At 43.4% G+C, this 23,242-nt stretch carries 26 protein-coding genes and 1 riboswitch; of the genes, 17 read left to right on the top strand and 9 right to left on the bottom strand.

Annotated elements, in window-relative coordinates; all coding sequences use genetic code 11:
* Positions 1–15 precede the first annotated feature (15 nt).
* From ACWNM1_RS09730 to ACWNM1_RS09695, 8 genes are all read left to right on the top strand, one after another.
* Entirely contained in the window at positions 16–1,614 is a 1,599-nt protein-coding gene (locus ACWNM1_RS09730; protein ID WP_449600820.1) for a response regulator, read from the top strand.
* A gap of 169 nt (positions 1,615–1,783) precedes the next feature.
* A complete protein-coding gene (locus ACWNM1_RS09725; RefSeq protein WP_449600819.1) occupies positions 1,784–2,848 on the top strand; it encodes a fatty acid desaturase in 1,065 nt (354 codons plus the stop codon).
* Between the two features lie 161 nt (positions 2,849–3,009).
* Entirely contained in the window at positions 3,010–4,146 is a 1,137-nt protein-coding gene (locus tag ACWNM1_RS09720) for a histidine kinase (RefSeq protein WP_449600860.1), read from the top strand.
* A complete protein-coding gene (locus ACWNM1_RS09715) occupies positions 4,146–4,748 on the top strand; it encodes a response regulator transcription factor (RefSeq protein WP_042187498.1) in 603 nt (200 codons plus the stop codon). The genes ACWNM1_RS09720 and ACWNM1_RS09715 overlap by 1 nt, the downstream gene beginning before the upstream one ends.
* Positions 4,749–4,873: 125 nt before the next feature.
* Entirely contained in the window at positions 4,874–5,959 is a 1,086-nt protein-coding gene (gene asd / locus ACWNM1_RS09710; protein ID WP_449600818.1) for an aspartate-semialdehyde dehydrogenase, read from the top strand.
* A 263-nt stretch (positions 5,960–6,222) separates the two neighbouring features.
* Entirely contained in the window at positions 6,223–6,474 is a 252-nt protein-coding gene (locus ACWNM1_RS09705) for a hypothetical protein (RefSeq protein WP_449600817.1), read from the top strand.
* A gap of 115 nt (positions 6,475–6,589) precedes the next feature.
* Positions 6,590–6,772, top strand: coding sequence for a DUF3934 family protein (locus ACWNM1_RS09700; protein ID WP_042187505.1), 183 nt, complete (start codon positions 6,590–6,592; stop codon positions 6,770–6,772).
* A 120-nt stretch (positions 6,773–6,892) separates the two neighbouring features.
* Positions 6,893–7,585: a pseudouridine synthase gene (locus ACWNM1_RS09695; RefSeq protein WP_449600816.1), complete on the top strand. Its 693-nt coding sequence runs from the start codon at positions 6,893–6,895 to the stop codon at positions 7,583–7,585.
* Here ACWNM1_RS09695 and thiE read toward each other — a convergent pair.
* From thiE to ACWNM1_RS09665, 6 genes are read right to left on the bottom strand one after another with little or no spacing between them, the layout of a single operon-like run.
* The gene (thiE, locus tag ACWNM1_RS09690) at positions 7,566–8,222 is read right to left on the bottom strand and encodes a thiamine phosphate synthase (protein ID WP_449600859.1); all 657 of its coding nucleotides are present in this window, start codon (positions 8,220–8,222) and stop codon (positions 7,566–7,568) included. The two genes, ACWNM1_RS09695 and thiE, sit on opposite strands and share 20 nt — an antisense overlap.
* The gene (gene thiD, locus ACWNM1_RS09685) at positions 8,212–9,039 is read right to left on the bottom strand and encodes a bifunctional hydroxymethylpyrimidine kinase/phosphomethylpyrimidine kinase (RefSeq protein ID WP_449600858.1); all 828 of its coding nucleotides are present in this window, start codon (positions 9,037–9,039) and stop codon (positions 8,212–8,214) included. The genes thiE and thiD overlap by 11 nt, the downstream gene beginning before the upstream one ends.
* Positions 9,040–9,061: 22 nt before the next feature.
* Positions 9,062–9,856, bottom strand: a complete 795-nt coding sequence (gene thiM, locus ACWNM1_RS09680) for a hydroxyethylthiazole kinase (RefSeq protein ID WP_149644231.1) — start codon at positions 9,854–9,856, stop codon at positions 9,062–9,064.
* A gap of 40 nt (positions 9,857–9,896) precedes the next feature.
* Positions 9,897–10,931: an ABC transporter substrate-binding protein gene (locus ACWNM1_RS09675; RefSeq protein WP_449600815.1), complete on the bottom strand. Its 1,035-nt coding sequence runs from the start codon at positions 10,929–10,931 to the stop codon at positions 9,897–9,899.
* Positions 10,928–11,701 (bottom strand): ABC transporter permease, encoded by a 774-nt coding sequence (locus ACWNM1_RS09670; RefSeq protein ID WP_449600814.1) that lies wholly within the window; start codon positions 11,699–11,701, stop codon positions 10,928–10,930. Before ACWNM1_RS09670 ends, ACWNM1_RS09675 begins: the two co-directional genes overlap by 4 nt.
* The gene (locus ACWNM1_RS09665; protein ID WP_449600813.1) at positions 11,682–12,377 is read right to left on the bottom strand and encodes an ABC transporter ATP-binding protein; all 696 of its coding nucleotides are present in this window, start codon (positions 12,375–12,377) and stop codon (positions 11,682–11,684) included. The genes ACWNM1_RS09670 and ACWNM1_RS09665 overlap by 20 nt, the downstream gene beginning before the upstream one ends.
* 266 nt (positions 12,378–12,643) lie before the next feature.
* A riboswitch (TPP riboswitch) is annotated at positions 12,644–12,747 on the bottom strand.
* A 223-nt stretch (positions 12,748–12,970) separates the two neighbouring features.
* Between ACWNM1_RS09665 and ACWNM1_RS09660 the strand changes: the two genes are divergently transcribed.
* From ACWNM1_RS09660 to ACWNM1_RS09650, 3 genes are read left to right on the top strand one after another with little or no spacing between them, the layout of a single operon-like run.
* Positions 12,971–13,807, top strand: a complete 837-nt coding sequence (locus ACWNM1_RS09660; RefSeq protein WP_449600812.1) for a transporter substrate-binding domain-containing protein — start codon at positions 12,971–12,973, stop codon at positions 13,805–13,807.
* Positions 13,808–13,858: 51 nt separating this feature from the next.
* Positions 13,859–14,527, top strand: coding sequence for an amino acid ABC transporter permease (locus ACWNM1_RS09655; protein ID WP_076299420.1), 669 nt, complete (start codon positions 13,859–13,861; stop codon positions 14,525–14,527).
* A 14-nt stretch (positions 14,528–14,541) separates the two neighbouring features.
* Positions 14,542–15,294: an amino acid ABC transporter ATP-binding protein gene (locus tag ACWNM1_RS09650; protein ID WP_449600811.1), complete on the top strand. Its 753-nt coding sequence runs from the start codon at positions 14,542–14,544 to the stop codon at positions 15,292–15,294.
* 94 nt (positions 15,295–15,388) lie between these two features.
* Here ACWNM1_RS09650 and ACWNM1_RS09645 read toward each other — a convergent pair whose 3' ends face one another.
* Positions 15,389–16,051 (bottom strand): S-layer homology domain-containing protein, encoded by a 663-nt coding sequence (locus tag ACWNM1_RS09645; protein WP_042187523.1) that lies wholly within the window; start codon positions 16,049–16,051, stop codon positions 15,389–15,391.
* Between the two features lie 321 nt (positions 16,052–16,372).
* Here ACWNM1_RS09645 and ACWNM1_RS09640 point away from each other — a divergent pair, with 321 nt between their 5' ends.
* On the top strand, positions 16,373–16,846 hold the full coding sequence (locus ACWNM1_RS09640) for a Fur family transcriptional regulator (RefSeq protein WP_449600810.1): 474 nt from the start codon (positions 16,373–16,375) through the stop codon (positions 16,844–16,846).
* Between the two features lie 362 nt (positions 16,847–17,208).
* Here the strand turns inward: ACWNM1_RS09640 and ACWNM1_RS09635 are convergent, their stop codons facing one another.
* Positions 17,209–17,889, bottom strand: a complete 681-nt coding sequence (locus tag ACWNM1_RS09635) for a TIGR00266 family protein (protein ID WP_042187527.1) — start codon at positions 17,887–17,889, stop codon at positions 17,209–17,211.
* A gap of 145 nt (positions 17,890–18,034) precedes the next feature.
* Here ACWNM1_RS09635 and ACWNM1_RS09630 point away from each other — a divergent pair, with 145 nt between their 5' ends.
* Positions 18,035–18,241 carry a hypothetical protein gene (locus tag ACWNM1_RS09630; protein ID WP_339270743.1) on the top strand — a complete coding sequence of 69 codons (207 nt, stop codon included), beginning with the start codon at positions 18,035–18,037 and terminating at the stop codon, positions 18,239–18,241.
* Positions 18,242–18,302: 61 nt separating this feature from the next.
* The gene (locus ACWNM1_RS09625; RefSeq protein WP_449600809.1) at positions 18,303–19,034 is read left to right on the top strand and encodes a class I SAM-dependent methyltransferase; all 732 of its coding nucleotides are present in this window, start codon (positions 18,303–18,305) and stop codon (positions 19,032–19,034) included.
* 86 nt (positions 19,035–19,120) lie between these two features.
* Here the strand turns inward: ACWNM1_RS09625 and ACWNM1_RS09620 are convergent, their stop codons facing one another.
* Positions 19,121–19,939, bottom strand: a complete 819-nt coding sequence (locus tag ACWNM1_RS09620) for an AraC family transcriptional regulator (protein WP_042187534.1) — start codon at positions 19,937–19,939, stop codon at positions 19,121–19,123.
* A 320-nt stretch (positions 19,940–20,259) separates the two neighbouring features.
* Here ACWNM1_RS09620 and ACWNM1_RS09615 point away from each other — a divergent pair, with 320 nt between their 5' ends.
* The 3 genes from ACWNM1_RS09615 to ACWNM1_RS09605 are packed head-to-tail and all read left to right on the top strand — an operon-like array spanning position 20,260 to position 23,222.
* The gene (locus ACWNM1_RS09615) at positions 20,260–21,033 is read left to right on the top strand and encodes a sugar phosphate isomerase/epimerase family protein (protein WP_076282852.1); all 774 of its coding nucleotides are present in this window, start codon (positions 20,260–20,262) and stop codon (positions 21,031–21,033) included.
* Positions 21,026–22,123, top strand: coding sequence for a Gfo/Idh/MocA family protein (locus tag ACWNM1_RS09610; protein WP_042187538.1), 1,098 nt, complete (start codon positions 21,026–21,028; stop codon positions 22,121–22,123). The genes ACWNM1_RS09615 and ACWNM1_RS09610 overlap by 8 nt, the downstream gene beginning before the upstream one ends.
* 22 nt (positions 22,124–22,145) lie before the next feature.
* Entirely contained in the window at positions 22,146–23,222 is a 1,077-nt protein-coding gene (locus tag ACWNM1_RS09605) for a Gfo/Idh/MocA family protein (RefSeq protein ID WP_449600808.1), read from the top strand.
* Positions 23,223–23,242 lie beyond the last annotated feature (20 nt).

Here is a 23,242-nt window from a genome sequence, read left to right as displayed (position 1 = left end):
CATGGAGGTGCTGGAATGGATGAGATAGAAGAGAAATATAAAGTACTGCTCGTAGATGATGAGCCGATTATTCTTCGTAGTCTAAAAATAGCTATTCCATGGGATGATCTCCAGATGGAAATTGTGGGAGAGGCTCGAAATGGAGAACTTGCCCTCCGCTTAATAGAAGAAACTACACCGCATATTATAATCAGCGATATCCGTATGCCTGTGATTGACGGAATCACTTTGATGAAGGAAGTATTACCAAAGAATTCTAAGCTGGTATTTATCTTTATTAGTGGTTATGGGGAGTTTGAATATGCGAGAGAAGCTTTGCGTCAAGGAGCCTTTGATTATTTGCTGAAACCCATCGACCATGACGAACTGGTTGAAATGCTATACCGAGCGAAAACGAAGCTGGATGAGCAAAAAGAGAACGATCAGATGATGCATTCCGTTCAGATGCTGTCGATGCTAGCTCGTGAACGGATGTTTGCTGAAATTACTTTGGGAAATGCAAGGCCGCTTGAGAACCTGAAATGGCTGGAGAATAGTGAGCTTGAGAGTGGATATTTCATGGCTGTTGTCCAATTGGATGATTATTCTGTGCTTACTGGGCAGTGGAGTGTGGAAGAAAAGCGGCTGTGGCTGTTTGCGATCCGTAATATTGTTGAAGAGTGGTCGCTGGAACATGGAGTACTTACAGTCTTTCCTTTTCATAACGGGGAGTGGATATTGCTCTTTCCTGGATCTTTAAGCACGAGCAGAAGAGAACTAGGTGAACATTTAATTACAGGGATCAAAAGATACTCCAAGCTAAGCTGCTCTGTAGGAATCAGCCGCTGTACACAAGGGATTGATCAATTAAGTACGGTGTATCCATTGGCTGCGAAGGCTCTGTATCAACGTTTCTATTATGGTCTTGCCGGGGTGTATATAGATGAGGAAACAACCTTTGCAGGCAATACAGAAGTGAAATATCCAAAAGAGCTGGAGACCTCGTTGATAGAGAGTATTCGTATCTTGAATAGAAACCAAATGTCATCATTGTTTGATGAGCTGGCATTATATATTGAAGCTCAAGCTATTTCTAAAGAGATAGCAGAACGTCTTCTCGTGGAAATGGTTGTTGTGTTATACAGACATTTTGAACATTTGAATCTAAATTCGGATTGGTCTCTACATGGATTACTAAGTAAGCTGCACCAATTGGTTACCTTGAGTGAAATGATGTCTGCGTTGAAGGAAGAATTTGGGGAGCGATTGGATCAAGGTAGTAAACCTGTGAATCGGGAAGACACACGCAGTTCCATCGAGAAGACAAAACGTTATATCGAGAGTAATTACTATAAAGACTTAAGTATTGAAGAAGTATCGGAGCTTGCCGATCTTAGTGTCAGTCATTTTTGTACTTTATTTAAACAAATAACAGGGTATACATTCTTGGAGTATGTGACTCACTGTAGAATGGAGAAGGCGAAGGATATATTGCAAAGTAGTAATGTGAAGGTATATCAGATCGCCCCGCTTGTTGGTTATCAGGATCCACGATATTTTACTCAAGTCTTTAAAAAAGCTAGCGGTCAGACGCCTTCGGAATATCGTGAAGAGCATACGAGGCAGGTTAATTAACGAAGAAATACACGGGTTGCATAGCAAAAGGGGGAAAATAGGGCATGAGTATGACATTTATCATACCCTTTACTTGATGTTTATGACTTATAGGATGACACTTTATCTCCTATACTTAGGATAGATAAAAAGATCCTTAGCCAGACATATCAAGGAGGAAACGATAAAGATGACTACAAAACAGACATCACAGCTCTCCAGTCTTAAAAAAAGTGTAGCCCCATATGAAAAAAACGACCGCAACGCGAGTATAAGACAGCTCATTAATACTTTAGGGCCACTTGTGCTGTTATGGGGAGGAGCTTATTTTTCTTTATCCGTTTCCTACTGGCTCACCCTTTTGTTGGCCATTCCTGCAGCAGGATTTGTAATCCGAACTTTTATTATTTTCCATGATTGTACACATGGATCGTTCTTTAAGAATCGTAGAGCGAATGACATTATCGGAACGATCACAGGTGTATTAACACTTGTTCCTTATCGTCAGTGGAAGCATAGTCATTCCATTCATCACGCCAGCTCCAGTAACCTCGATAAAAGAGGGATTGGCGACATATGGATTATGACCGTTGACGAATATGAAGCAGCTTCATTCTGGAAACGTCTGTATTACCGGATTTACCGTAATCCAATCGTGATGTTCGGTTTAGGACCTATTGCTGTTTTTATGATTCAGTATCGGTTTAATGCTAAAGGCGCTAGACGTAAAGAGCGGATGAATACCTATTTAACAAATGTATCTATCGCTGCTCTCTATGGTTTGCTTATTTGGGCGATCGGCTGGCAAGCCTTTATCATGGTGCAATTGCCTATAGCTTTTGTATCCGGTTTTCTTGGAATATGGTTGTTCTATGTTCAGCATCAGTTCGAGGATTCCTACTTCGAGAATGAATCGGAGTGGAGTTATGTTATGGCTGCAGTAGAGGGAAGCTCATATTACAAGCTACCTAAGCTATTGCAATGGATCACAGGGAACATCGGGTTCCACCATGTCCATCATTTAAGTCCGAAGGTACCCAACTATAATTTAGAAAAAGCACATAATGCTACGCCACCATTGCAAAAGGCGACGACCATAACGCTTAGCACTAGCCTGAAGGCTTTACACTTCCGTCTGTGGGATGAGGAGAATAAGTGCTTCATCAGCTTTAAAGAGGTAAAGTTGAGACTAAGCAAACCTAAGGCAGCGGGAGAAGTCCTGCAAGTTCATAAGACTAGACTCCAAGGAGAATAATAACTATAGGTTCGAACAAAATAGGAGTATACAGAAAGGTTAGAGCCGGAGAAATCATTCGTGGCTCTAATCTTTTTCTATTTATCGTAGTGGTTCAACAGATTTTCACTGAATTTGTGCTAGAATAAGGAGAGTAATGTATGGAAAAAAGGAGAGCGGTCATGCAAAAGTGGCATCATATTTTTCATAAAAGCACAGGTCTTAGCCCTTATGTGTGGGTCGTTTTTTACATTCTACCGTTTTATTTTATATTTCGCTCCTCCTCTACCTACCAAGTAGTTTGGGGAATCTTAATGATTGCTGTATTTTTTGTTTGTTATGTGCTTTCCTTTGTTTCTAAGGGGTGGCTGGTTTATTTCTGGACGAGTGTTCAAATATTAGTGTCTATAACGATGACGCTTTTGTTCGGATATATGTATTTTGCACTTTTTCTAGCCTTTTTTATCGGGAACATACAGAATCGAGTGGGGTTCTTCACACTGTACTCCATACATCTGTTAACTACGATCATTACAATCAATTATGAGCTGCTCTCGCGTAATTCAGTGTTTATTAGCCAGCTTCCGTTCGTCCTTGTTAGCATGATTGCAGTGATTCTTCTACCCATCACTACCTACAACCGTAACAATCAAGAGAAGCTGCAAGACCAATTGGAGGACGCCAATAAGCGGATATCCGAACTCGTTAAGCTTGAAGAACGACAACGAATTTCGCGAGACCTTCATGATACATTAGGTCAGAAGCTTTCATTAATCGGTCTGAAGAGTGATTTGGCAGGAAAGCTAATCGACTCCAATCCTACCCAAGCAAAAGCAGAGATCAATGATGTGCGACAAACGGCGAGAAGTGCGCTGAAAGAGGTTCGGGAAATGGTAACGCGGATGCGTGGCATTCGGCTTGAAGATGAACTGGTTCATATTCAGCAGTTCCTTGCTGCTGCGGAGATTGATTTCACATTGGAAGGGAATCCGAAGCTGACCAATACCTCATTGATTACCGAGAATGTCCTTAGTATGTGTATAAAGGAAGCCGTCACTAATGTTGTGAAGCACAGTGGAGCAAAGTCTTGCTCTATACTGATTGAACCCTCACGGACGGATCTAGTCATTAAAGTAAAAGATGATGGGACCGGTATACCTGGGAATGATCTTTATTTTAAAGGCCATGGCCTGCAAGGCATGAGAGAGCGTCTTGAATTCGTAAATGGCTGTATGGACATCGTGAGAGTTAGCGGGACTACAATTGTAATTAAAGTACCCAATGCATTCAAACATCAGGAACAGGAGGTCATCCTATAATGATTAAAATTGTAATCGCTGAGGATCAACGAATGCTCCTCGGGGCGTTGGCTTCTTTGCTCGATTTAGAAGAGGATATGAAGGTCGTAGGCCGAGCAAGTAACGGGGAAGAAGCTGTTGCAATGGTTCAGCAGCTTAAACCGGATATCTGTATTATGGATATTGAGATGCCGGCAATGAGTGGTCTCGACGCTGCAGAAGCCCTGAAGACTAGCGGCTGCAAAACGATGATATTAACGACCTTTGCCCGGGCGGGATATTTCGAACGTGCGCTCAAAGCGGGTGTTCATGCTTATTTACTGAAGGACAGTCCTAGTGAAGAGCTGGCACTCTCTATTCGGAATGTTATGGCAGGCAGACGCATGTATGCACCGGAGCTGATGGATGAAGCCTACAGTGGTGAAGTGAATCCATTGACTCAGCGGGAGAAGGAAGTACTCGGCCTGATCGCCGATGGCAAAAATACGAAAGAAATTGCCAGCGAGCTGTACATTACCACTGGTACGGTTCGGAACTACATTTCTGTTATCCTCGATAAGCTGGATGTGGGAAATCGGATTGAAGCGATCACTCGATTTAAGGAAAAAGGCTGGTTTAAATGAAAATATTAAATTTTTTAATGTTATTTTGATGTTAACACTCGCCAAATGTTCTCGACCCGTATATCATTAATTATCGGCCTATTATTCACTATAGGACAGTTAATCAAAAGGAAGTGTATTTTCTGATGTCAAGAAAGCTAAGAGCCGGCATAGTTGGCGGCACAGGTATGGTAGGACAACGTTTTATTGCCCTTCTAGAGAATCATCCTTGGTTTGAAGTAACTGCGATTGCTGCCAGTGCGAAATCTGCTGGGAAAACGTATGAAGAATCGGCCAAGGGCAGATGGAAGCTATCCACTCCAATGCCTGAGAACGTGAAGAATATTATGGTTCAAGATGCTTCTAAGGTAGAAGAAGTAGCTGCGGACGTAGACCTGATCTTTTGCGCAGTAGACATGAAAAAAGAAGAGATTAAAGCGCTCGAAGAAGCTTATGCTCGTACGGGTACTCCAGTTATCTCCAATAACTCAGCGCATCGTTGGACACCGGACGTGCCTATGGTTATTCCTGAGATTAACCCAGAGCATCTTGAGGTTATTGCGCAGCAAAGAAAACGTCTGGGAACTGAGACTGGTTTCATTGCGGTTAAACCTAACTGCTCCATTCAAAGTTATGTACCTGCGCTTCATGCGCTCAAAGAATTCAACCCATCTAAAGTGGTAGTCACCACTTACCAAGCGATTTCGGGTGCGGGCAAGACTTTTGCTGACTGGCCTGAAATGCTGGACAACGTGATTCCTTACATTGGTGGCGAAGAAGAGAAGAGCGAGCAAGAGCCGTTGCGCATCTGGGGAAGCGTGCAAGAGGAAGGCATCGTAAAAAGTGAAGCGCCGACGATTACTTCGCAGTGTATCCGTGTGCCTGTAGCGGATGGACATATGGCTGCTGTATTTGTTTCTTTTGAGAAAAAGCCATCCAAAGAAGAAATTCTGAAACTCTGGAATAGCTTCAAAGGACGTCCTCAAGAGCTTGAACTGCCTAGCGCCCCTAAACAGTTCATTACTTATTTCGAAGAGGAGAACCGTCCACAGACCAAACTGGATCGTGATATTGAGAACGGTATGGGCGTATCGACAGGCAGACTTCGCGAAGATTCCATCTATGATTACAAATTCGTAGGTCTCTCCCATAACACCCTGCGCGGAGCAGCTGGTGGTGCTGTATTGATCGCTGAGCTTCTGAAAGCAGAAGGTTATATTCAGCCTAAATAAAATGGATAAGCTGTAAAGCTGATTCGAAATAGACACCTCATCAAAGCTTAGTCTTTGGTGGGGTGTTTTTTAATGGATTTATTTGGTAAAATAAGTTAGGGAAGGAGCTGATATACCTGTATAAATATTTATTAGCTTTTATATGGTTACCTTTAATACTATTCACAAGCGGATGTACATCATCAACTCAAGAGGTACAAGAGTATGGAGTATCTTCCATAAATGCTGAAATTCCTATTCCTAAGAACGCCAAGGAAATCGAAGTGACGACAACTTCAAGTAACCCTAATATAAAAATAGGCGTAAAGTACGAATTGGATAATATAGGGGGAGAACAAGGTCTCTATCGACCTGACCACTACTTTAATAAATTAGAGGATGCTGGCTGGGTGGAGCTGGAGGATAAGCGGTTAGGGCATGTGCAATTTTTCGAAAAAGAGGGTACTGTCATCGCCATTGAAATACATGAAGATACCTTTGATATTCATGAAATGAATATAGATGCTAAATACTAACCTGAGTATCGTTAGACGAAGCTGAGCTATTACTTAAACAGAAAGGTTGAGAGTGTGGTAAAATAGATGAAGTGTATAAACTATACGAATTCTGAATGACTGACGGAGTGATAAGATGGGTGCAAAAAGTAAAGGTGGCGGCACGGGCAGAGGTACGGGGAGTAAGGGCTGGACACGCTGGAACAAAACAGCAAAACCAGTTAAACCTGCAAAAGGTGCTCCAACCACGGGTCCAGGCGCTAAAGATGCAAGTGGAAGCAAGGGCAATAACGTGAAAAAAAGCGGAAGCTCGAAATAGCTCCCTTGAAATCAATTATTCCTGAAGGTTAACATCTGATTTTGATCGTTAAAATCAGGTGTTTTTTTATGGATAGATGCAAGTATCAGTATCAGTATCAGATGGAAAGTAGGATCATTATTGAGAATCGATAAATATATAAGCGAAACTGGATTTTGTTCCAGAAGAGAAACGAAACGACTTATTGCCGCAGGCCGAATCGCTGTTAATGGTATCGTCTGTGATGCGAATATTCTTTTAGAGCCAGAGGATATCGTATGGATTGATGGAGAGCCCATAACAAGCAGTAAAGGGGAGCCGGTATATCTCGCATTGAATAAACCGATAGGCATTACCTGTACAGCCGCGCCAAATGTAGCCGGGAATATTATAGATTTTGTAGGTTATCCCTCACGGATCTTTGCGATCGGCAGATTAGATAAACACTCGGAAGGCCTAATTTTGTTAACCAACGATGGAGATATCGTAAACAAAATGATGCGTTCCGAGAATGGGCATGAAAAAGAATATGTAGTTCATGTAGACAAGTCAATAACGTCAGAGTTCATACATGCCATGTCTAGTGGTGTGGATATTCTTGGCGTCACAACAAAACCTTGTGAGGTCTCTCGGATCGCGGAATGTCAGTTTAGAATTATCCTAACTCAAGGCCTTAATCTGCAAATACGCAGAATGTGCAAGGAGTTAGGATATAGGGTACTAAAGCTAGAGCGTATAAGAATCATGAATATTACACTTGGTAGTTTGGAGCGAGGACAATGGAGGCATTTGAGCGGAGAAGAGCTGAGTGAGCTTATGACCCGCTTAAATTAACTTCGTGAACAAATCCTCTGGCTGCCAAGGTGATGTCTTCAGCGCCCGCAATAGCTGAGATAACGGAGATACCGTCCGCACCCGCAGCTAGTACTGGTGCTGCATTGTGCACCGTGATCCCGCCTATGCCAACCAAAGGAATCGTAATGCCGCTGTTTCGTATTTCTTCAATAACTGATGTGCCTCGAACAGCTTGGGCATCCTCCTTGGAAGAGGTAGGATAAACGGGACCAATGCCCAGATAATCGGCTCCATCCGCTATCGCCTGCCGAGCTTCGGCGAGCGAATGAGCGGACACACCAACGATCTTATCCTCGCCAAGCAACTGCCTAATCGCTAGCGCAGGGGTATCATCTTGTCCTACATGAATGCCGTCCGCATCAAGGGCGATGGCCAGATCAATATCGTCATTAACGATAAAAGGGACTCCGTTAGCACGACATATCTTTTGGAGCCGTCTTCCTAAATTAAATCTAACCTCTGCAGTTAATGCCCCCGTACCTTTTTCACGAAATTGGAACATCGTTATGCCTCCCGCGACGGCTTCTTTTAATACCTTGGCTGGGGCTATCCGACAATTCACACTGCCCATAATGAAATAGACTTTTAATAAATCCCGCAGTTGATCACTGTCTATTTGCTTCAAGGTTCATCCCTCGCAATCTATTCTGATATGCAAAATGATTCGTAGGTCCATGCCCAGCCCCTATGCCCAGCTCGTCTTCAATCGCCGCTTGTATAAAAGCTTTAGCTATGTGTGTTGCTTCGGGAACGGTTTTGCCCTTGGCAAGCTCGGCAGTGACTACTGCTGAATAGGTGCAGCCTGTGCCGTGCGTGTGTCTAGTCTGAACTCGTTGACACTCCATAAAGATGAATTCGTGACCATCATATAGGAGATCCACAACAGCCTTAGTTGAGGTATCATGCCCACCTTTTAGCACTACATAGTTAGAGCCCATGGAATGAATGATTTTAGCCGCTTCTTTACGATCGTCTATAGTAGTGATGCTTCTGTTGGTAATCATTTCAGCCTCTGGAATATTGGGTGTCGTCACTAAGGCTAGCGGGAGGAGATGGTTGATTAAGGACTGAACAGCTTCTTGCTGTAGCAGCGTGGAACCTCCTTTAGCAACCATCACAGGATCAACTACAAGATTACGCCAGCTGTATTGCTGGATCTTCTCTGCTACGATACGTATGATGTCACTGCTAAAAAGCATCCCGGTCTTCACAGCATCCGGCTTCAGATCAAGTCCAATGGAATCAAGCTGCTGAGTAATAGCTTCCAGTGTCAACGGATAAACGCCTTGAACTCCGAGGGTGTTCTGGGCTGTCACAGCCGTAAGAGCACTCATTCCATATACATAAAGCTCCTGAAAGGTTTTTAGATCTGCTTGGATGCCAGCGCCACCACCGCTATCCGAGCCGGCTATAGTTAAAGCTTTAGATATCATCATTGTTCACTCCTTAGGGTTGTTATCTGAGTTGCTTGATTATTGATTTATCTTGGTAAGTTTCAGCTGTGACCAAGCTCAATTGATTTAGAAACTCGATTTGAAAGCTCCCCGGACCTTGTCCAGTCGTTAGTTCAGCGGCGATTTCAGCAGCCACTCCATAGAAGGAGAGAGCTTCGACTGCGGCTTCAAGAGATGCGCCTTCACTTACCGCTAGAAATGCACCAACTACTGCACTTAGCAGACAACCGGTTCCCGTTACTTTCGTTAGAATTGGGTGACCATTGCTGGCAATGTAGGTGTTATCTCCATTTGTGATGACATCGTCTTTTCCGGTGATGATAACTACACAGCCTAACTTCCGCGCGGCTGTCTCAGCCAAGACGACTACGTCGCCATCCCCTTCGCCTGCATCTACCCCTTTAATAGACCAGCTTTCACCAATGACATTGGCAACTTCAGCTACATTGCCACGTAGAGCGGTAATCTGCATCTCATTCACTAGCTTTTGAGTGACCGCTGTTCGATAAGAAGTGGCTCCCGCACCCACTGGATCAAGAACTAAGGGAACGCCGTGCTTATTCGCAGATTGTCCCGCGAGCACCATGGATTGAATGGCGTAGTCATTCAGTGTGCCGATATTTAGAACTACGGCAGATGAAAATGCAGCGATATCGACCACTTCCTCGTGAGCATCCGCCATAAAGGGGGAGGCACCGAGCGCCAAAAGACCGTTGGCAGAGAAATTGGCTACGACGATGTTGGTGATATTGTGGACCAATGGATTGGATTCCCGTACTTTGGATAGATAACTCATGATTATTCCTCCTCAAGTTTTATGAGCAAATAGCTAATGTTTAAAGATTAATAAAAGCATCCTCAGCTTTGATGTCAGTAGACAGTAAATCATTGTCCGATAGCCACTGTCTTACCTTCTCCCAAGACGCGGGCGCTTGATATCCAAAATCTTGATCACCCGCATTCATTAGCGGTAGTAGAATCACCAGACTCTTCTTTTCAATTTGCTTATCGAGTGGAGAGGCCTCATCTTCGTGTGCAAGCAGCAAATTTAACGCTTTTTCCGGATTATCCTGCACAAATTGTTGTCCTTTTGTAATTGCATTTAGAAACTTTTTGAAATAGGATTCAGAATTTTGTATTCCTTGATCGCTGGCGACAAGGACTAGCTCATAATAATCGGGGACTCCGTAATCTGTGGGATTGAACGAGTTCACGGGATGTCCTTCTTTTTCCAAGATTAATTGTTCGTGGTTAATGAACCCTCCCATAATGGCATCCACTTGCCCCGTCGCAATCGCCGGAATAAGATCAAAGCCTACGTCTATTAATTTGCTGGCCTTAGGGTCACCCCCATCGTTTTGGATCATCGTACGAATCATGGCTTCATAAAGAGGAATGGAAGAATACCCAATCTGTTTACCTGTGAGGTCTTTGGGACTATGAATGTCTCCAGCCTGAGGTACCATTAAATGATTAAGCGGATGTCTCACAATCGCAGCAATCGAACGTACTGGAATGTTCTCACTGCGTGCCATGAGCACCTGAGGCTGATAACTAAGTGCTAAATCGATTTGATTCGCTGCTACAAGTTTCAGTGCGTCATTACTGTCTGCGGGCATTTGGATCTCTACGTTCAGACCTTCCTCTTGGAAATAACCATTCTGCTCAGCAGCATATAAAAAAGAGTGAACGGCATTGGGATACCAATCGAGCATAATCGTCAGCTTGTGTGTTTGTTTAATTTCGTTATTTGATGAATTAGCAGGAGGACTACTTACATTGGATGCTTTTCCGCAGCTGGTGAAGATTAGGACTGAACATATGAGAAATACGGGAATAAGCCATTTTCTTTGGAAATTCAAATCATTCATTGCTTAGATCCTCTTTTCTTTAAAAATAATGGTTCGAGCAGAGCTATCATCAGAAACAACACTACACCGAGCGCGGACAACAGAAATACAGCGGCGAACATTTCGGCACTTTGCATATTTCCGGCCATCCTTCTGCTAAAGTAACCGAGTCCTTTGCTGCCGCCGAGCCATTCGCCGATGGTTGCTCCAATCACACAGTACACAATGGATAGCTTTAGTCCTGAGAAAAAAGAGGGCAGAGCCAGCGGAATTTGGGTTTTAGCAAGCAGTTGCCAGCGGTTTGCGCCAAATGTTAACAATAAGTCTTTGTAGGCTTGACCACTTGTACGAAGTCCGTCATATGTACTCACAACGACTGGGAAAAAAGCAGTTAGAAACACAACAGCCACTTTGCTCCACAGCGTATACCCGAACCACATAATAAAAATGGGGGATAGCGCGATTAACGGGATCGTCTGACTGATAATAAGGAACGGATAGATGGCCTTTTCAAGGGGGCGAAACAAGAACATTCCGGTGCCCAGCAGTGAACCACAGATAACCGAGAGAACAAAACCTACCAATATTTCCTGCAGTGTCACCAATAAATGCGGTCTGAGTAATTGCCTGTGCTCGATCAATGCGATGCCTATTGAAGAAGGTGCAGGTAGGATAAAGGCTGGAATCAAGTGAAGACGAACAGCTGATTCCCAGATCACAAGAATGAACAATAGCAGTAGAATGAAGGGGCCGTAATTGTTTAAATATTTCTTAAAGGGTATGGGCTGCATACAGTCTCCGCTCCAACTCTTCCCGTAACGCTATAAACCGGGGTTCATAGTTCATCTTGTAATGTCTTGGCCTCGGTAAATCAACGACGATCTCCTGTAATTCGCTATGCATGCCTCCAGACAATAAATAAATCCGATCGCTTAGTAACAGTGCTTCCTCTAGATCATGGGTGATGAGCATCACTGTTTGATCCAGCTCATCCCAAAGCTCCAACAGCCAACGGTGTATCTCACGTTTGGTCATAGCGTCGAGCGCTCCAAATGGCTCATCTAGCAGCATAAGACCGGCCCCGCCGCCAGCTACAAGCGTTCGTAGAAATGCGACTCGCTGTTTCATGCCACCCGATAGCTCATGGGGATAAGCCCTCTCTACATCGGCCAAACCGAAGCGTGACAGCATTTCCCGAATGTGAGAGATCGTCAGTTGTTTACTAAACCTTGGTTTAATCTCCCAGGGCAAAAGACAGTTGTCGAGCACGGTTCTCCAAGGCAGCAGCAAATCCTGCTGAGGCATGTATGCGATCTGACCTAAGCGAGTAGAGGATGACGAGTTCGAATGAATTTTTATTTTCCCATGAGTGGGTTCGAGCAAGCCTGCTATAGTTTTGAAAAGCGTACTTTTCCCGCATCCGCTAGCCCCAATGACAGAGACAAATTCTCCTTGCCTGATATCCATGAATAGATCTGCGAATACAGAGGGTTGTTCTGATTCCGGAAAGGAGTAGGTTAAGCCTTGAATGGATAGGATTGTCGTGATGTTCGAACCTCCTAAAAAGTTTTGTGATTGATAAACTTCTTGTGTGGCTTCAAACAAAACTTGCTTCGGAAGCCTACGCTTAAGTTTTGTGATTGATTGTAAACAAATAAAGACCCATTCATTTCCGGTGGGAAATAAATGGGTCAAAAAGTTCATTCAGCATAGGCACTAAAAATGCATGGGATGAAAATTCTGCTCCACTTCCCTCCGCTGGTATGATCCAGATCAGGTTCCAAGGGTCCGGAGCTTGAAGCTCCGTCTCAGTCGGCCGACTCCCCTAGTGAAATAACAGGTCCATATTTAATTTGTTTATAAATATACCATATCTTTCTGAGATGTAAAGAGAGAAACTTGTGAAGGATTATTCTAAGAATGGGTAATATAAGGGTAGAGATTTACCTAATATTACAATTCCGATGTATATAATCGGAAAAAACCATTGACGGTAAACAGCAGCCAGTGTAGTATACAATTTACCGGATGAATTCCGGGTAAAGAGAGGGGAATTAATAATGAAAAAACTAAGTTTAACTATTCTATTGGCGTTAACCGTGGTGTTTGTAGCGGCCTGCGGCAATAATTCGAATACCGATACTTCTAAGAATTCTTCAGCTGGAACGAATGGTGGAAATACAGCCACTTCGAAAAACAGTCTGGAAGCTGTTAAAGCTAGCGGCAAATTGCGTATAGGAACAGAAGGGACGTATGCACCCTTTACTTATCATGACGCTTCGGGGAAACTGACCGGCTTTGACGTAGAAATTGCTGAGGAAGTAGCGAAGCGTCTCGGTGTTGAACCAGAATTTTTTGAGACACAGTGGGACGGTATTTTTGCTGGGATGGATGCCAAGCGGTTTGATGTTATTTTTAACGAAGTATCCATTAATGAAGATCGTAAAGTGAAATATGATTTCTCTGAACCGTATATCGTATCTAAAGCGGTATTGATAGTGAGCGAAAATAATGAGGATATCAAAACATTTGCAGATCTTAAGGGTAAAAAATCCGGACAATCTCTAACCAGTAACCTGTCCGATATCGCCCGTGAGAACGGTGCTGAAATCGTTGCTACAGACGGTTTCAATCAAGCGATGGACCTATTGACCTCAGGCCGTATTGATGCGACTGTAAATGATGGTTTGTCTTATCTAGATCTGAAAAAGCAAAAGCCTGATGTGAAAATTAAAGTGGTAGATGAGATTCCTGACGGTTCGCAAAGCGCAGCTGTTTTCTTAAAAGGCAACGATGAGTTGGTAAAAGCAGTTAGTGATGCAATTGTTGAAATGAAGAGCGATGGCACATACTTAAAGATTTCTGAGAAATACTTTGGTGCTGACGTTTCAAAATAATACAAGGTTTCAGAAGCTAACCAGCTTGGAGCCGAAAAAGGATGTCTAAAAATGGATGACCGCAAAATACAGATTTTCTTAGATTCACTGCTACCCCTGCTAAAAGCTGGGGTGGCTTTTACCATTCCTTTGGCATTGATATCATTTGCACTGGGATTGATCTTAGCGATATTGACTGCACTAGCTCGTCTCTCCCCGTGGGTACTTCCGAAGCTAATCGCTCGCTTTTATGTATGGGTCATTCGTGGAACGCCTTTGTTGGTACAACTGTTTATTATTTTCTATGGTTTGCCGGCAGTTGGAATTGTGCTCGACCCTTTCATAGCCGCGACCATTGGATTTACGCTTAGTGTAGGGGCTTATTCATCAGAAATCATACGTGCTGCTATCCTGTCTATACATAAAGGTCAGTGGGAAGCGGCCTTCTCCGTTGGGATGACTCGTGCCCAGGCACTGCGCCGCGTTATACTACCACAAGCTGCCCGTGTTTCTGTACCGCCGTTATCGAATTCCTTTATTAGCTTGGTCAAAGACACTTCACTGGCAGCGACCATTACCTATACGGAGATGTTCAGAACAGCACAGCAGGTTGCTTCCACCTCCTATGAGCCACTGCTGATCTATTGCGAAGCAGGATTGTTCTATTTACTATTCTGCTCAGTGTTATCAGCACTGCAAAATTACTTGGAGAAACGACTGAGTCGTTACTCTGCGAGCTAAAGGGGGAGACAATTATGATTGAAATACTTAATTTGCATAAATCCTTCGGTGAGCTGCAGGTATTAAAGGGCATTGATCTCGAAATGGAACATGGCAAGGTACTGGTCATTATTGGCCCATCGGGTTCAGGCAAAACAACACTTTTACGCTGCTTTAATCTGCTTGAAGTCCCTGATCAAGGAAGCTTAGCGCTCAGTGATATAAAAATCAATTTCACGGATAACAAGAAAATCCCCCAGAAGTCCATTTTGGCATTACGCCAAAAAACAGGGATGGTCTTTCAGTCCTATAATCTTTTTCCGCATATGACTGCACTAGGCAACGTGATGGAGGGGCAGGTGACGGTCCAGAAACGATCCAAGGACGAAGCACGCGAACGTGCCCTTCAGTTGTTAACTAAAGTTGGCTTGGCGGACAAAGCGGATGCTTATCCGCACCAACTGTCTGGTGGCCAGCAGCAACGGGTAGCTATCGCTCGTGCTATGGCAGTAGATCCAGAGGTGCTGTTGTTCGATGAGCCTACCTCTGCGCTTGATCCTGAGTTGGTGGGGGAAGTGCTTAAGGTTATTAAACAGTTAGCGGCTGAGGGAATGACTATGGTGATAGTGACCCATGAGATGAAATTTGCTGCGGATGTGGCTGACCGGATCATTCTGATGGATGGAGGCCATATTCTAGAGCAAGGGACTCCGCAAGAAGTTCTTGAGCATCCCCAGCATCCTCGTGCTCTGCAATTTCTGAACAGAATTAGTGGAGAAGAAGTATAGAAGAAGATCAACACGCAAAAAAAGCAGTTCAGGACTATACCTGGGCTGCTTTTTCTTGTTTAACATTCAATGTTAGTGGCGCGTCGCTTCTAGGTTAGGATTTAATACCTGTCTTCAGGAATTCCAAAGCATTATAGAGCATAATCGCAGCTTCGGCGCGAGTGATTTCACTTTTCGGATTAAACTTCCCATTGGCGTCTAAACTATTGATCTTGTATTTAAGCGAACGTTGAATGCTGCCTTGATAAGAAGGGTTCAGCGCAGCATCGTCAGCGATATCAACGGGCACTATATTGATCATTGGCAGATTCCCAATGCCTTCGACCCCTTGTACTAGATAATTGGTGAACTCTTCTTTGGTCATTGTTTTGGTTGGATCAATATCCTTAGGAAGCTCGACATGATTGTAATACGCATTGATAAAGGCTTCAGCGTACCAAGCTTTATCCTTGACTTTCGTGAACAAGCCACTGGCAACGGGAGCTTTGTTGAAATCAATAGCCGCGAGACTAAGCTGGAGTCCACCCGAAATGAACTGGATCCCTTGTGCTGTTGTTACTTTGGAGCTGGGCAAGAATTGGGATTCACTAACCCCTTTGATCAAGCCTTGATTTTTTAAAGAAATAATTTTTTCTTTACCGTTTATATTATCAATATCCTTAAAGGTATTTCCGGCTGCAAATATTTGGCCACCCAAAGAGAAGGAGAGAATCGTAACGGTTGTAATCGCGGCTAACGTTCTTTTTTTCATATTCATGGTTATTTCACCTCGTTGTATGGATAGGCCTCGTGGCCGCTATCACAAACTTAAACGCAGAAAAATATGGAAAGGTTGCGGTCAAACCTATAATATTTCACGAAAAAGTAGATTTTGGCAGAAAAATAGGCAGGAATGGATGAAAGAACTTTGGATAAGAGAGCTGAAATGTTATAATGATGTCAGGCTCTATTCATTCGTGATTATTTTTGATATGATTATATCGTAACGATTACTATTTACGTTTAATATTTTGATGCATAAATGGGTGCGTCTCAGTGGATACGGATGTTAAATCATTCCGGGAAGGTAGGAGATCAAATGGATCAAATTTCAAATATCAGTCAGCTTTTTGCGGCGCAAAAATATAAATTAACGCCCCAGCGTGAGGCCATAGTGAACATATTGCTCGACAATGAGAAAGATCATCTCAGCGTAGAAGAAGTATATATGCTTGTTAAGAACAGTTATCCGCATTTAGGGCTGGCAACGGTATACCGTACACTTGAGCTCTTATGCGAGCTTCACATTGTAGAAAAGATGAACTTCGGAGATGGAGTCGCTCGTTACGATCTGCGCGGGAATGATCATTCTCACATGCATCATCATTTGATATGCAGCGTGTGCGGCAGGTTGGAGGAAATTAAGGATGACTGGCTAGTGGAGCTGGAGAAAAGAGTGGAACGTGAATATGGCTTTAGCGTCACGGATCACCGCCTAGATTTCAAGGGTACTTATGACACATGTAAACGAACTGGCTGCAAAAAAGAAAAAGCAAACAAAGCGGTCTCATAAGCCCGCTTTCTAATTAAAAGAAGAGGCTGCCTCAGAAGTAGTAAATGCTACTTATGGGGCAGCCTCTTTTTCGGAGAGTAATTAGGGAAATCCTCCCTCTAAATAACTGATAGTTGGCTGAAATGAATGGAAATGGGGAAATTCTCCCTATAAATCGGCCAAATTTCTATATTTCACACAAATTAGTTGAATTATAGGGAAGATTTCCCTTATTAGTAGTCAAATGCGCAAAAATCTCTGAATTATAGGGAGATATTCCTTAATTTGCACGCAAAGCAGCGCTTCTTAGAAAACCGGAGATGCGCTACATTGCGTTTTAAACTGTTAAAGGAAATCCTACTTATGGGAAATCCTGCTTCTATTTAGCTTCGAGTGGGTACGAAGGATTTAATCCACGTTCCGAAGCTCCCAGGGTTACGGCTCTGAACGAGGATTACACCTTCTCCGCGGAATCGGCAGACAAGCGCTTCACCGCTGGTTAAACTGTTCAACCAACCCGAGGCTGCTTTTTCTACCTTATAGTCCATATAATCTGGCCAAGCGACGAGATGTCCATTGTCGATGATCATCTCTTCACCAGGTGCTAAATTAATGGCGTGGATCGCTCCGAAGGAGGACAGGAATACTGTTCCTCTGCCGCTGATTTCTACAATGAAGAAGCCTTCACCAGAGAAAAGTCCGCGCGTTAAATTTTGCATTTTGGTATTTACTTGAATGCCTTCCGTTCCGGCTAAGAATCCGTCCTTTTGAACTAACAGCTTATAGGATCCATCTAATTCGATAGCTTGGATATCACCTAATGATCCTGGAGACAGTAGGACCTCACTTTGACCACGGATAGCTCTGAGTTCCTGGAAGAAGAACTTTTCACCGCTCAGCATTCTTCCCAGACCCCGCATTACGCCTCCATCAGCCGTTCCTTTTAATTCTACGTTAGGAGACATGGCAACCATTGCGCCCATCTCAGCTTTAACACTTTCGCCGGGGTCCAAATATACCTTTAACATTGCAAAAGCACCCTCGTACAAAACATCGTATTTCATCACTAAAAACCTCCGAATCTATTTAGATAAGTAAGAAAACTAGCAGTGATCTCATTGTAACGGAATTCTGGCTGCGCTCATAGTCTGTATTATGTTAAACTGTAGTTGTCTGATAGTTCATCAATGAATAGGAGAGTGGTGCCAAATGGCACGAACCAAGACTCAAAAAGCCTTGTTAAAGGCAGAGCGCTCAGGAACCTGGTGCGCAGCTCAAAGTCGAAGATCCAATGGGGATTATAGCGCCATTTCACAGCATGTACGGTTAACGCCGAGCAAACAACAGCAATTAAATAAGAACAAACACAAGGAGCGGATCTTCCAAGATGATGCTCCTTTTCATTTGGCGATTTGAAAATAATGCGTCACTAAGAATATACTGATGAAGGACATTATGGATAGGAGATATATAACTGATGAAACAAAATAAATACGATGATACGAATTTCTTCTCCGCCTATAAACAAATGCCTCGTTCCATTGGTGGGCTTGAAGCAGCTGGAGAATGGCATGTATTACAACCTCTGATCCCAGACTTACATAATAAAAGTGTTCTTGATTTAGGCTGTGGATTTGGCTGGCATTGTCTATATGCACGCGAGCAGCAGGCAAGCTCAGTCGTTGGCGTAGATATCTCTGAAAAAATGCTTCAAGAAGCGCGTGAAAAAACAGACGATCCAGCTATTTCTTATATCCAGATGCCGATTGAAGATATTGAATTTGCTAGCGAACAATTTGATGTGGTCATCAGTTCATTGGTCTTGCATTATGTAAAGTCTTTTGAAGCTATCTGTCGCAAGGTTCATGCTTACCTTAAGCCAGGCGGCAGCTTTATATTTTCAGTGGAACATCCCATCTTTACTTCTCGAAATGAACAGGACTGGTACGTGGATGATCAAGGCAATCGTCTCCATTGGCCTGTAGATCATTATCAGTCAGAGGGATTGCGCGAAACCAAATTCTTAACAGAAAATGTGATTAAATATCATCGTACGATCTCTACCTATTTCAATGATCTGATTGGAGCAGGATTTGCAATCAAAGCTGTTAAGGAGCCTAAGCCTTCTGATGAAATGAGCGATGATCCATGGATGAAGGACGAGGATCGCAGACCGATGTTCCTAATTATTTCCGCTGAAAAACAATAATCTCACTAACATGAGTTTTGATTGAATATAAAAGCAGGGGCTATCCTTGAAGTAGTTTATCTACTAAAGGGATAGCCCTATCTTGCTCATACTTGAGTTCTGCTGTGCACACGGTACTGTCTAGGGGACATGCCGAAACGACTTCGGAATACACGGTGAAAATAAGTATAGTTCGCGAAACCGCAGGTTTCTGCTACTTGCTCCAGCGGCATCGGGCTGAAGGTGATTCGTTCTCTTGCCATCTCTAGCCGGACATCATTTACATATTTGATAATACTGGTTCCGAAGGCCTCCTTAAATAAATGAACGGCACGGGAGACGGAAATATCTACATGTGCGGCAACATCCTCCAACAGAAAAGGTAAGGTTGCATGCTCCTCAACATATTGCTTCATTCGGTAAGCTAGATAGCCTTTAGGCGTAATCGCTGGCTGATCTGTAATGAGTCTGTCGATTTCCATACACAGGATTTGCAGATAACAGGCAGATATCGCTGGTGAGAAATCGGAAAGACGTCTGTGCTCAAGAATCAGCTGACGAAATAAGCCGAGGAAATTCTCACTCAGTGGCACACTTAAGAGTGAGGGTCTCTGAGCACGTTCCCACCATTCAACAATCCAAGTTCCTTCACAAAAAATATGATAATCTCCGCTTTCAATCCGCGGCTTACCTACAGGATACTCTTCCTTATCAATGATTAAATAGTAAGGATCATTAGGAGCAAACAGCATGATATCGCCGCTCTCCACTGGAGTCATCACACCGTCGATCATTGCTCGGCTTCGGCCCTCTGTTTGCAGACGAATTAAATAGTTCTGATTTCCATGGCTATGTGACATATGAAAAGGTTTGCGGTGAAAGGAAAATCCAGCAGATAAAACGTGACAGGTAGTTGATTGATTCATGTGTCCTCCTTGATGTCTAGAAATGATAATCAGATTGTTCATGTTTTAATCATATTATTCATTTTATTATATACGCTTTCATATTACTATGTACCTAAGCAATAAAGAAAGAAATCGACCATCCACGCTATACGGAGTCGATATTAGCTATGCAAACAAGAATGGCAGTTGAAGGAAGCTAATGGGAATCAGATTAGTCAATTCTGCAACAGCATTATTGTTCAAGTGATTGCTGCTGTTGATCTCTTTGGGGACGAGCAGCAGAAAGAAGTTTAAATGAATTAGTAAGCTAACCCTAAACCCATTGGAGTGATTAGAAAATGCTGAAGATAGGTCTGCAATTGTACACGCTTAGAGAAGAATTGGAACAGGATTTTGAAGGAACACTGCGTAAGGTAGCAGCCCTTGGATATAAAGGCGTAGAGTTTTTCCACTATTTCGGCCGCACCGCAGCAGAAGTCAAACAATTGCTAAATGAGCTTGGATTGGTTGCGCTCGGCGCACATCGTCCATATGACGCATTGTTGAATGATACAGAAGCAGAGATCTCTTACAATCTTGAGATTGGAAATCCAAATTTGATTGTTCCTTATTTGTCAGAAGAACAACGTAACTATGAAGAGGTTGCCGCGAATCTGAAGGTTATTGGAGAAAAGTGCAAAGCGGGCGGAGCAGTTCTTCTGTATCACAATCATGATTTCGAGTTAACAGATAAATATGGTGATAGTGACCGTACTGCTTTTGATGGATTGTTTGAAGAGGTGCCGGCTGACCTGTTGCAAGTGGAAATGGATACTTGCTGGGTACATCATGCTGGCTATGATCCAGTTGAATATATCAATAAATACGCAGGTCGACTGCCGATCATCCATCTGAAGGATTTGAAGAAAAAAGAAGACGGCTCTCCGGAAACTGTTGTACTAGGTGAAGGTGAAGTGAACCTTACTGCAATTTTAAATGCAGCTGTACAGGCAAATGTGGAGTGGGCGGTAGTAGAGCAGGATTTCTGCAGTCGTTCACCATTAGAAAGTGTAGAAGATAGTTTGAAATGGGTAAAAGCATACGCAAATCAAGGAGGAAAAGTTAATGTCTAATAAGTTGAGAATTGCTATTGTAGGTTGCGGTGGTATCGCAAATGGGAAACATATGCCAAGTTTGTCACGTCAGAAGGATGCTGAAATGGTAGCTTTCTGCGATATCATAGAAGAGCGTGCACAGAAAGCCGCTCAGACTTATGGCGCTGAAGGTGCTGCGGTTTATACAGATTACACTGAGCTTTTGAAAGCTGGCGGATTTGATATTGTTCATGTATGTACACCAAATGACAGTCACTCCGTGATTACTATTGCTGCATTGGAAGCAGGTAACCATGTAATGTGCGAGAAACCAATGGCTAAAACCACTGCCCAAGCACAAGAAATGTTGGATGCTGCGAAGCGTACGGGGATGAAGTTGTCTGTCGCTTACCAGAACCGTTATCGTTCGGATAGTGAATACCTTAAAGCACTCTGCGAAAACGGCGAACTAGGTGATATCTATTATGCAAAAGCAATTGCACTTCGTCGTCGTGCGGTTCCTACTTGGGGCGTGTTCCTGGATGAAGAAAAGCAAGGCGGCGGCCCACTGATCGATATCGGTACGCATGCACTTGATCTTACTTTATGGATGATGGATAATTATAAACCACGCAGTGTTATGGGCTCGTCTTTCCATAAACTGAGTAACCGAAAGAACGCTGGAAATGCCTTTGGTCCTTGGGATCCTGAGCAATTTAAGGTAGAAGATTCAGCTTTTGGATTTATTACCATGGAAAATGGTGCTACAATTGTACTTGAATCCAGCTGGGCACTAAATGTATCTGAGTATCGAGAAGCTCAGACGCTTCTTGCAGGTACAGAAGGTGGTGCAGATATGAAGGATGGTCTGCGCCTAAACGGTGACCGTGGTGGACGTCTGTATGAGACCAAAGTAGACTTGTCTGCTGGTGGAGTAGCGTTCTTTGATGGAGGACAGGAAAATGAATCTGATCGTGAAGCTCGCTTGTGGCTTGAGGCGGTTAGAGAAGACAAGGAACCTGTAGTTAAACCTGAGCAGGCCCTCGTTGTTACTCAAATCTTGGAAGCTATTTATGAATCTTCACGTACAGGTCGCGCTGTGTATTTTGACGGCACATCAGATAATTAATAGGGAAGTAGGAGTGGAAGTCATGAGCTCAAAGATACATTCCGTAGTCATCGTTGGCTTTGGTGGAATGGGAAGTTATCACGCGAAATTAATTAAGGAGACTAACTCCCTAGAAGTGGTAGGGACATACGACTTGCTTGAGGCACGTCGTGCGGACTCCATCAATGCTGGTTACAAGGTATATGAAAGTTATGAAGAAGTATTAGCAAATCCTGCAGTTGAGATTGTTCTTATTGCTACACCAAACGATGTACACAAAGAAATTGCTATACGTGCGCTACAAGCTGGCAAACATGTTATTTGTGAGAAGCCGGTCGCTATGTCGAAGGTAGAGCTTCAAGAAATGCTGGCCGCTGCAGATGCAGCAGGACGTGTGTTCATGGTACATCAGAACAGACGGTGGGATGAGGATTTCTTAACGATCAAAAAAATGTATGATCAAGAGACCATTGGTTCATTGTTCCAGCTTGAATCTCGCGTACACGGAGCGAATGGTATTCCAGGAGACTGGCGCCATGTCAAGGCACAAGGTGGAGGAATGCTGCTAGATTGGGGCGTTCATTTATTAGATCAGCTCTTATTTATGATCGATAGCAAAGTCATCAGTGTGAGCAGCAGTCTGAGCTTTATTCTAGGTAATGATGTAGATGATGGCTTTGAAGCCATCCTGCAATTTGAGAATGGAATTAAAGCTATCGTTGAGGTTGGGACAACTAACTTTATTACGCTGCCTAGATGGTATGTGAAGGGTATTGAAGGAACGGGTATTATCGAAGATTGGTCTTTAACTGGACGTTTAGTAACCAGAAACAATGAAGGTGAAAAGATCGAGCCTAAGCCTATACGTGCTGGTGTTGGATTAACTAAAACTATGGCGCCTCCTTCAGAAGGGGCTACGATTACAGAAGCTTTACCTCAACCTGCGGAGCTAGGCTCTAGCTTCTATGACAATTTCACAGCCGTTATTGAGGGAACAGCTGAGCCAATCGTTAAGAATGCCGAAGTAATGCGTGTTCAGAATTTGATTGAAGCTATTTTTGAATCTGCTGAGAAGAATCAAGTAGTAAAAGACTTCGATATGTATGGTGAAGGTAAGTAAACTATTTGCAAAAGAGGTGA

The organism is Paenibacillus sp. Marseille-Q9583, assembly GCF_976954365.1.
Note: the sequence above shows the minus strand (reverse complement) of the source record. Positions and strands in the feature narration are given on the sequence as shown.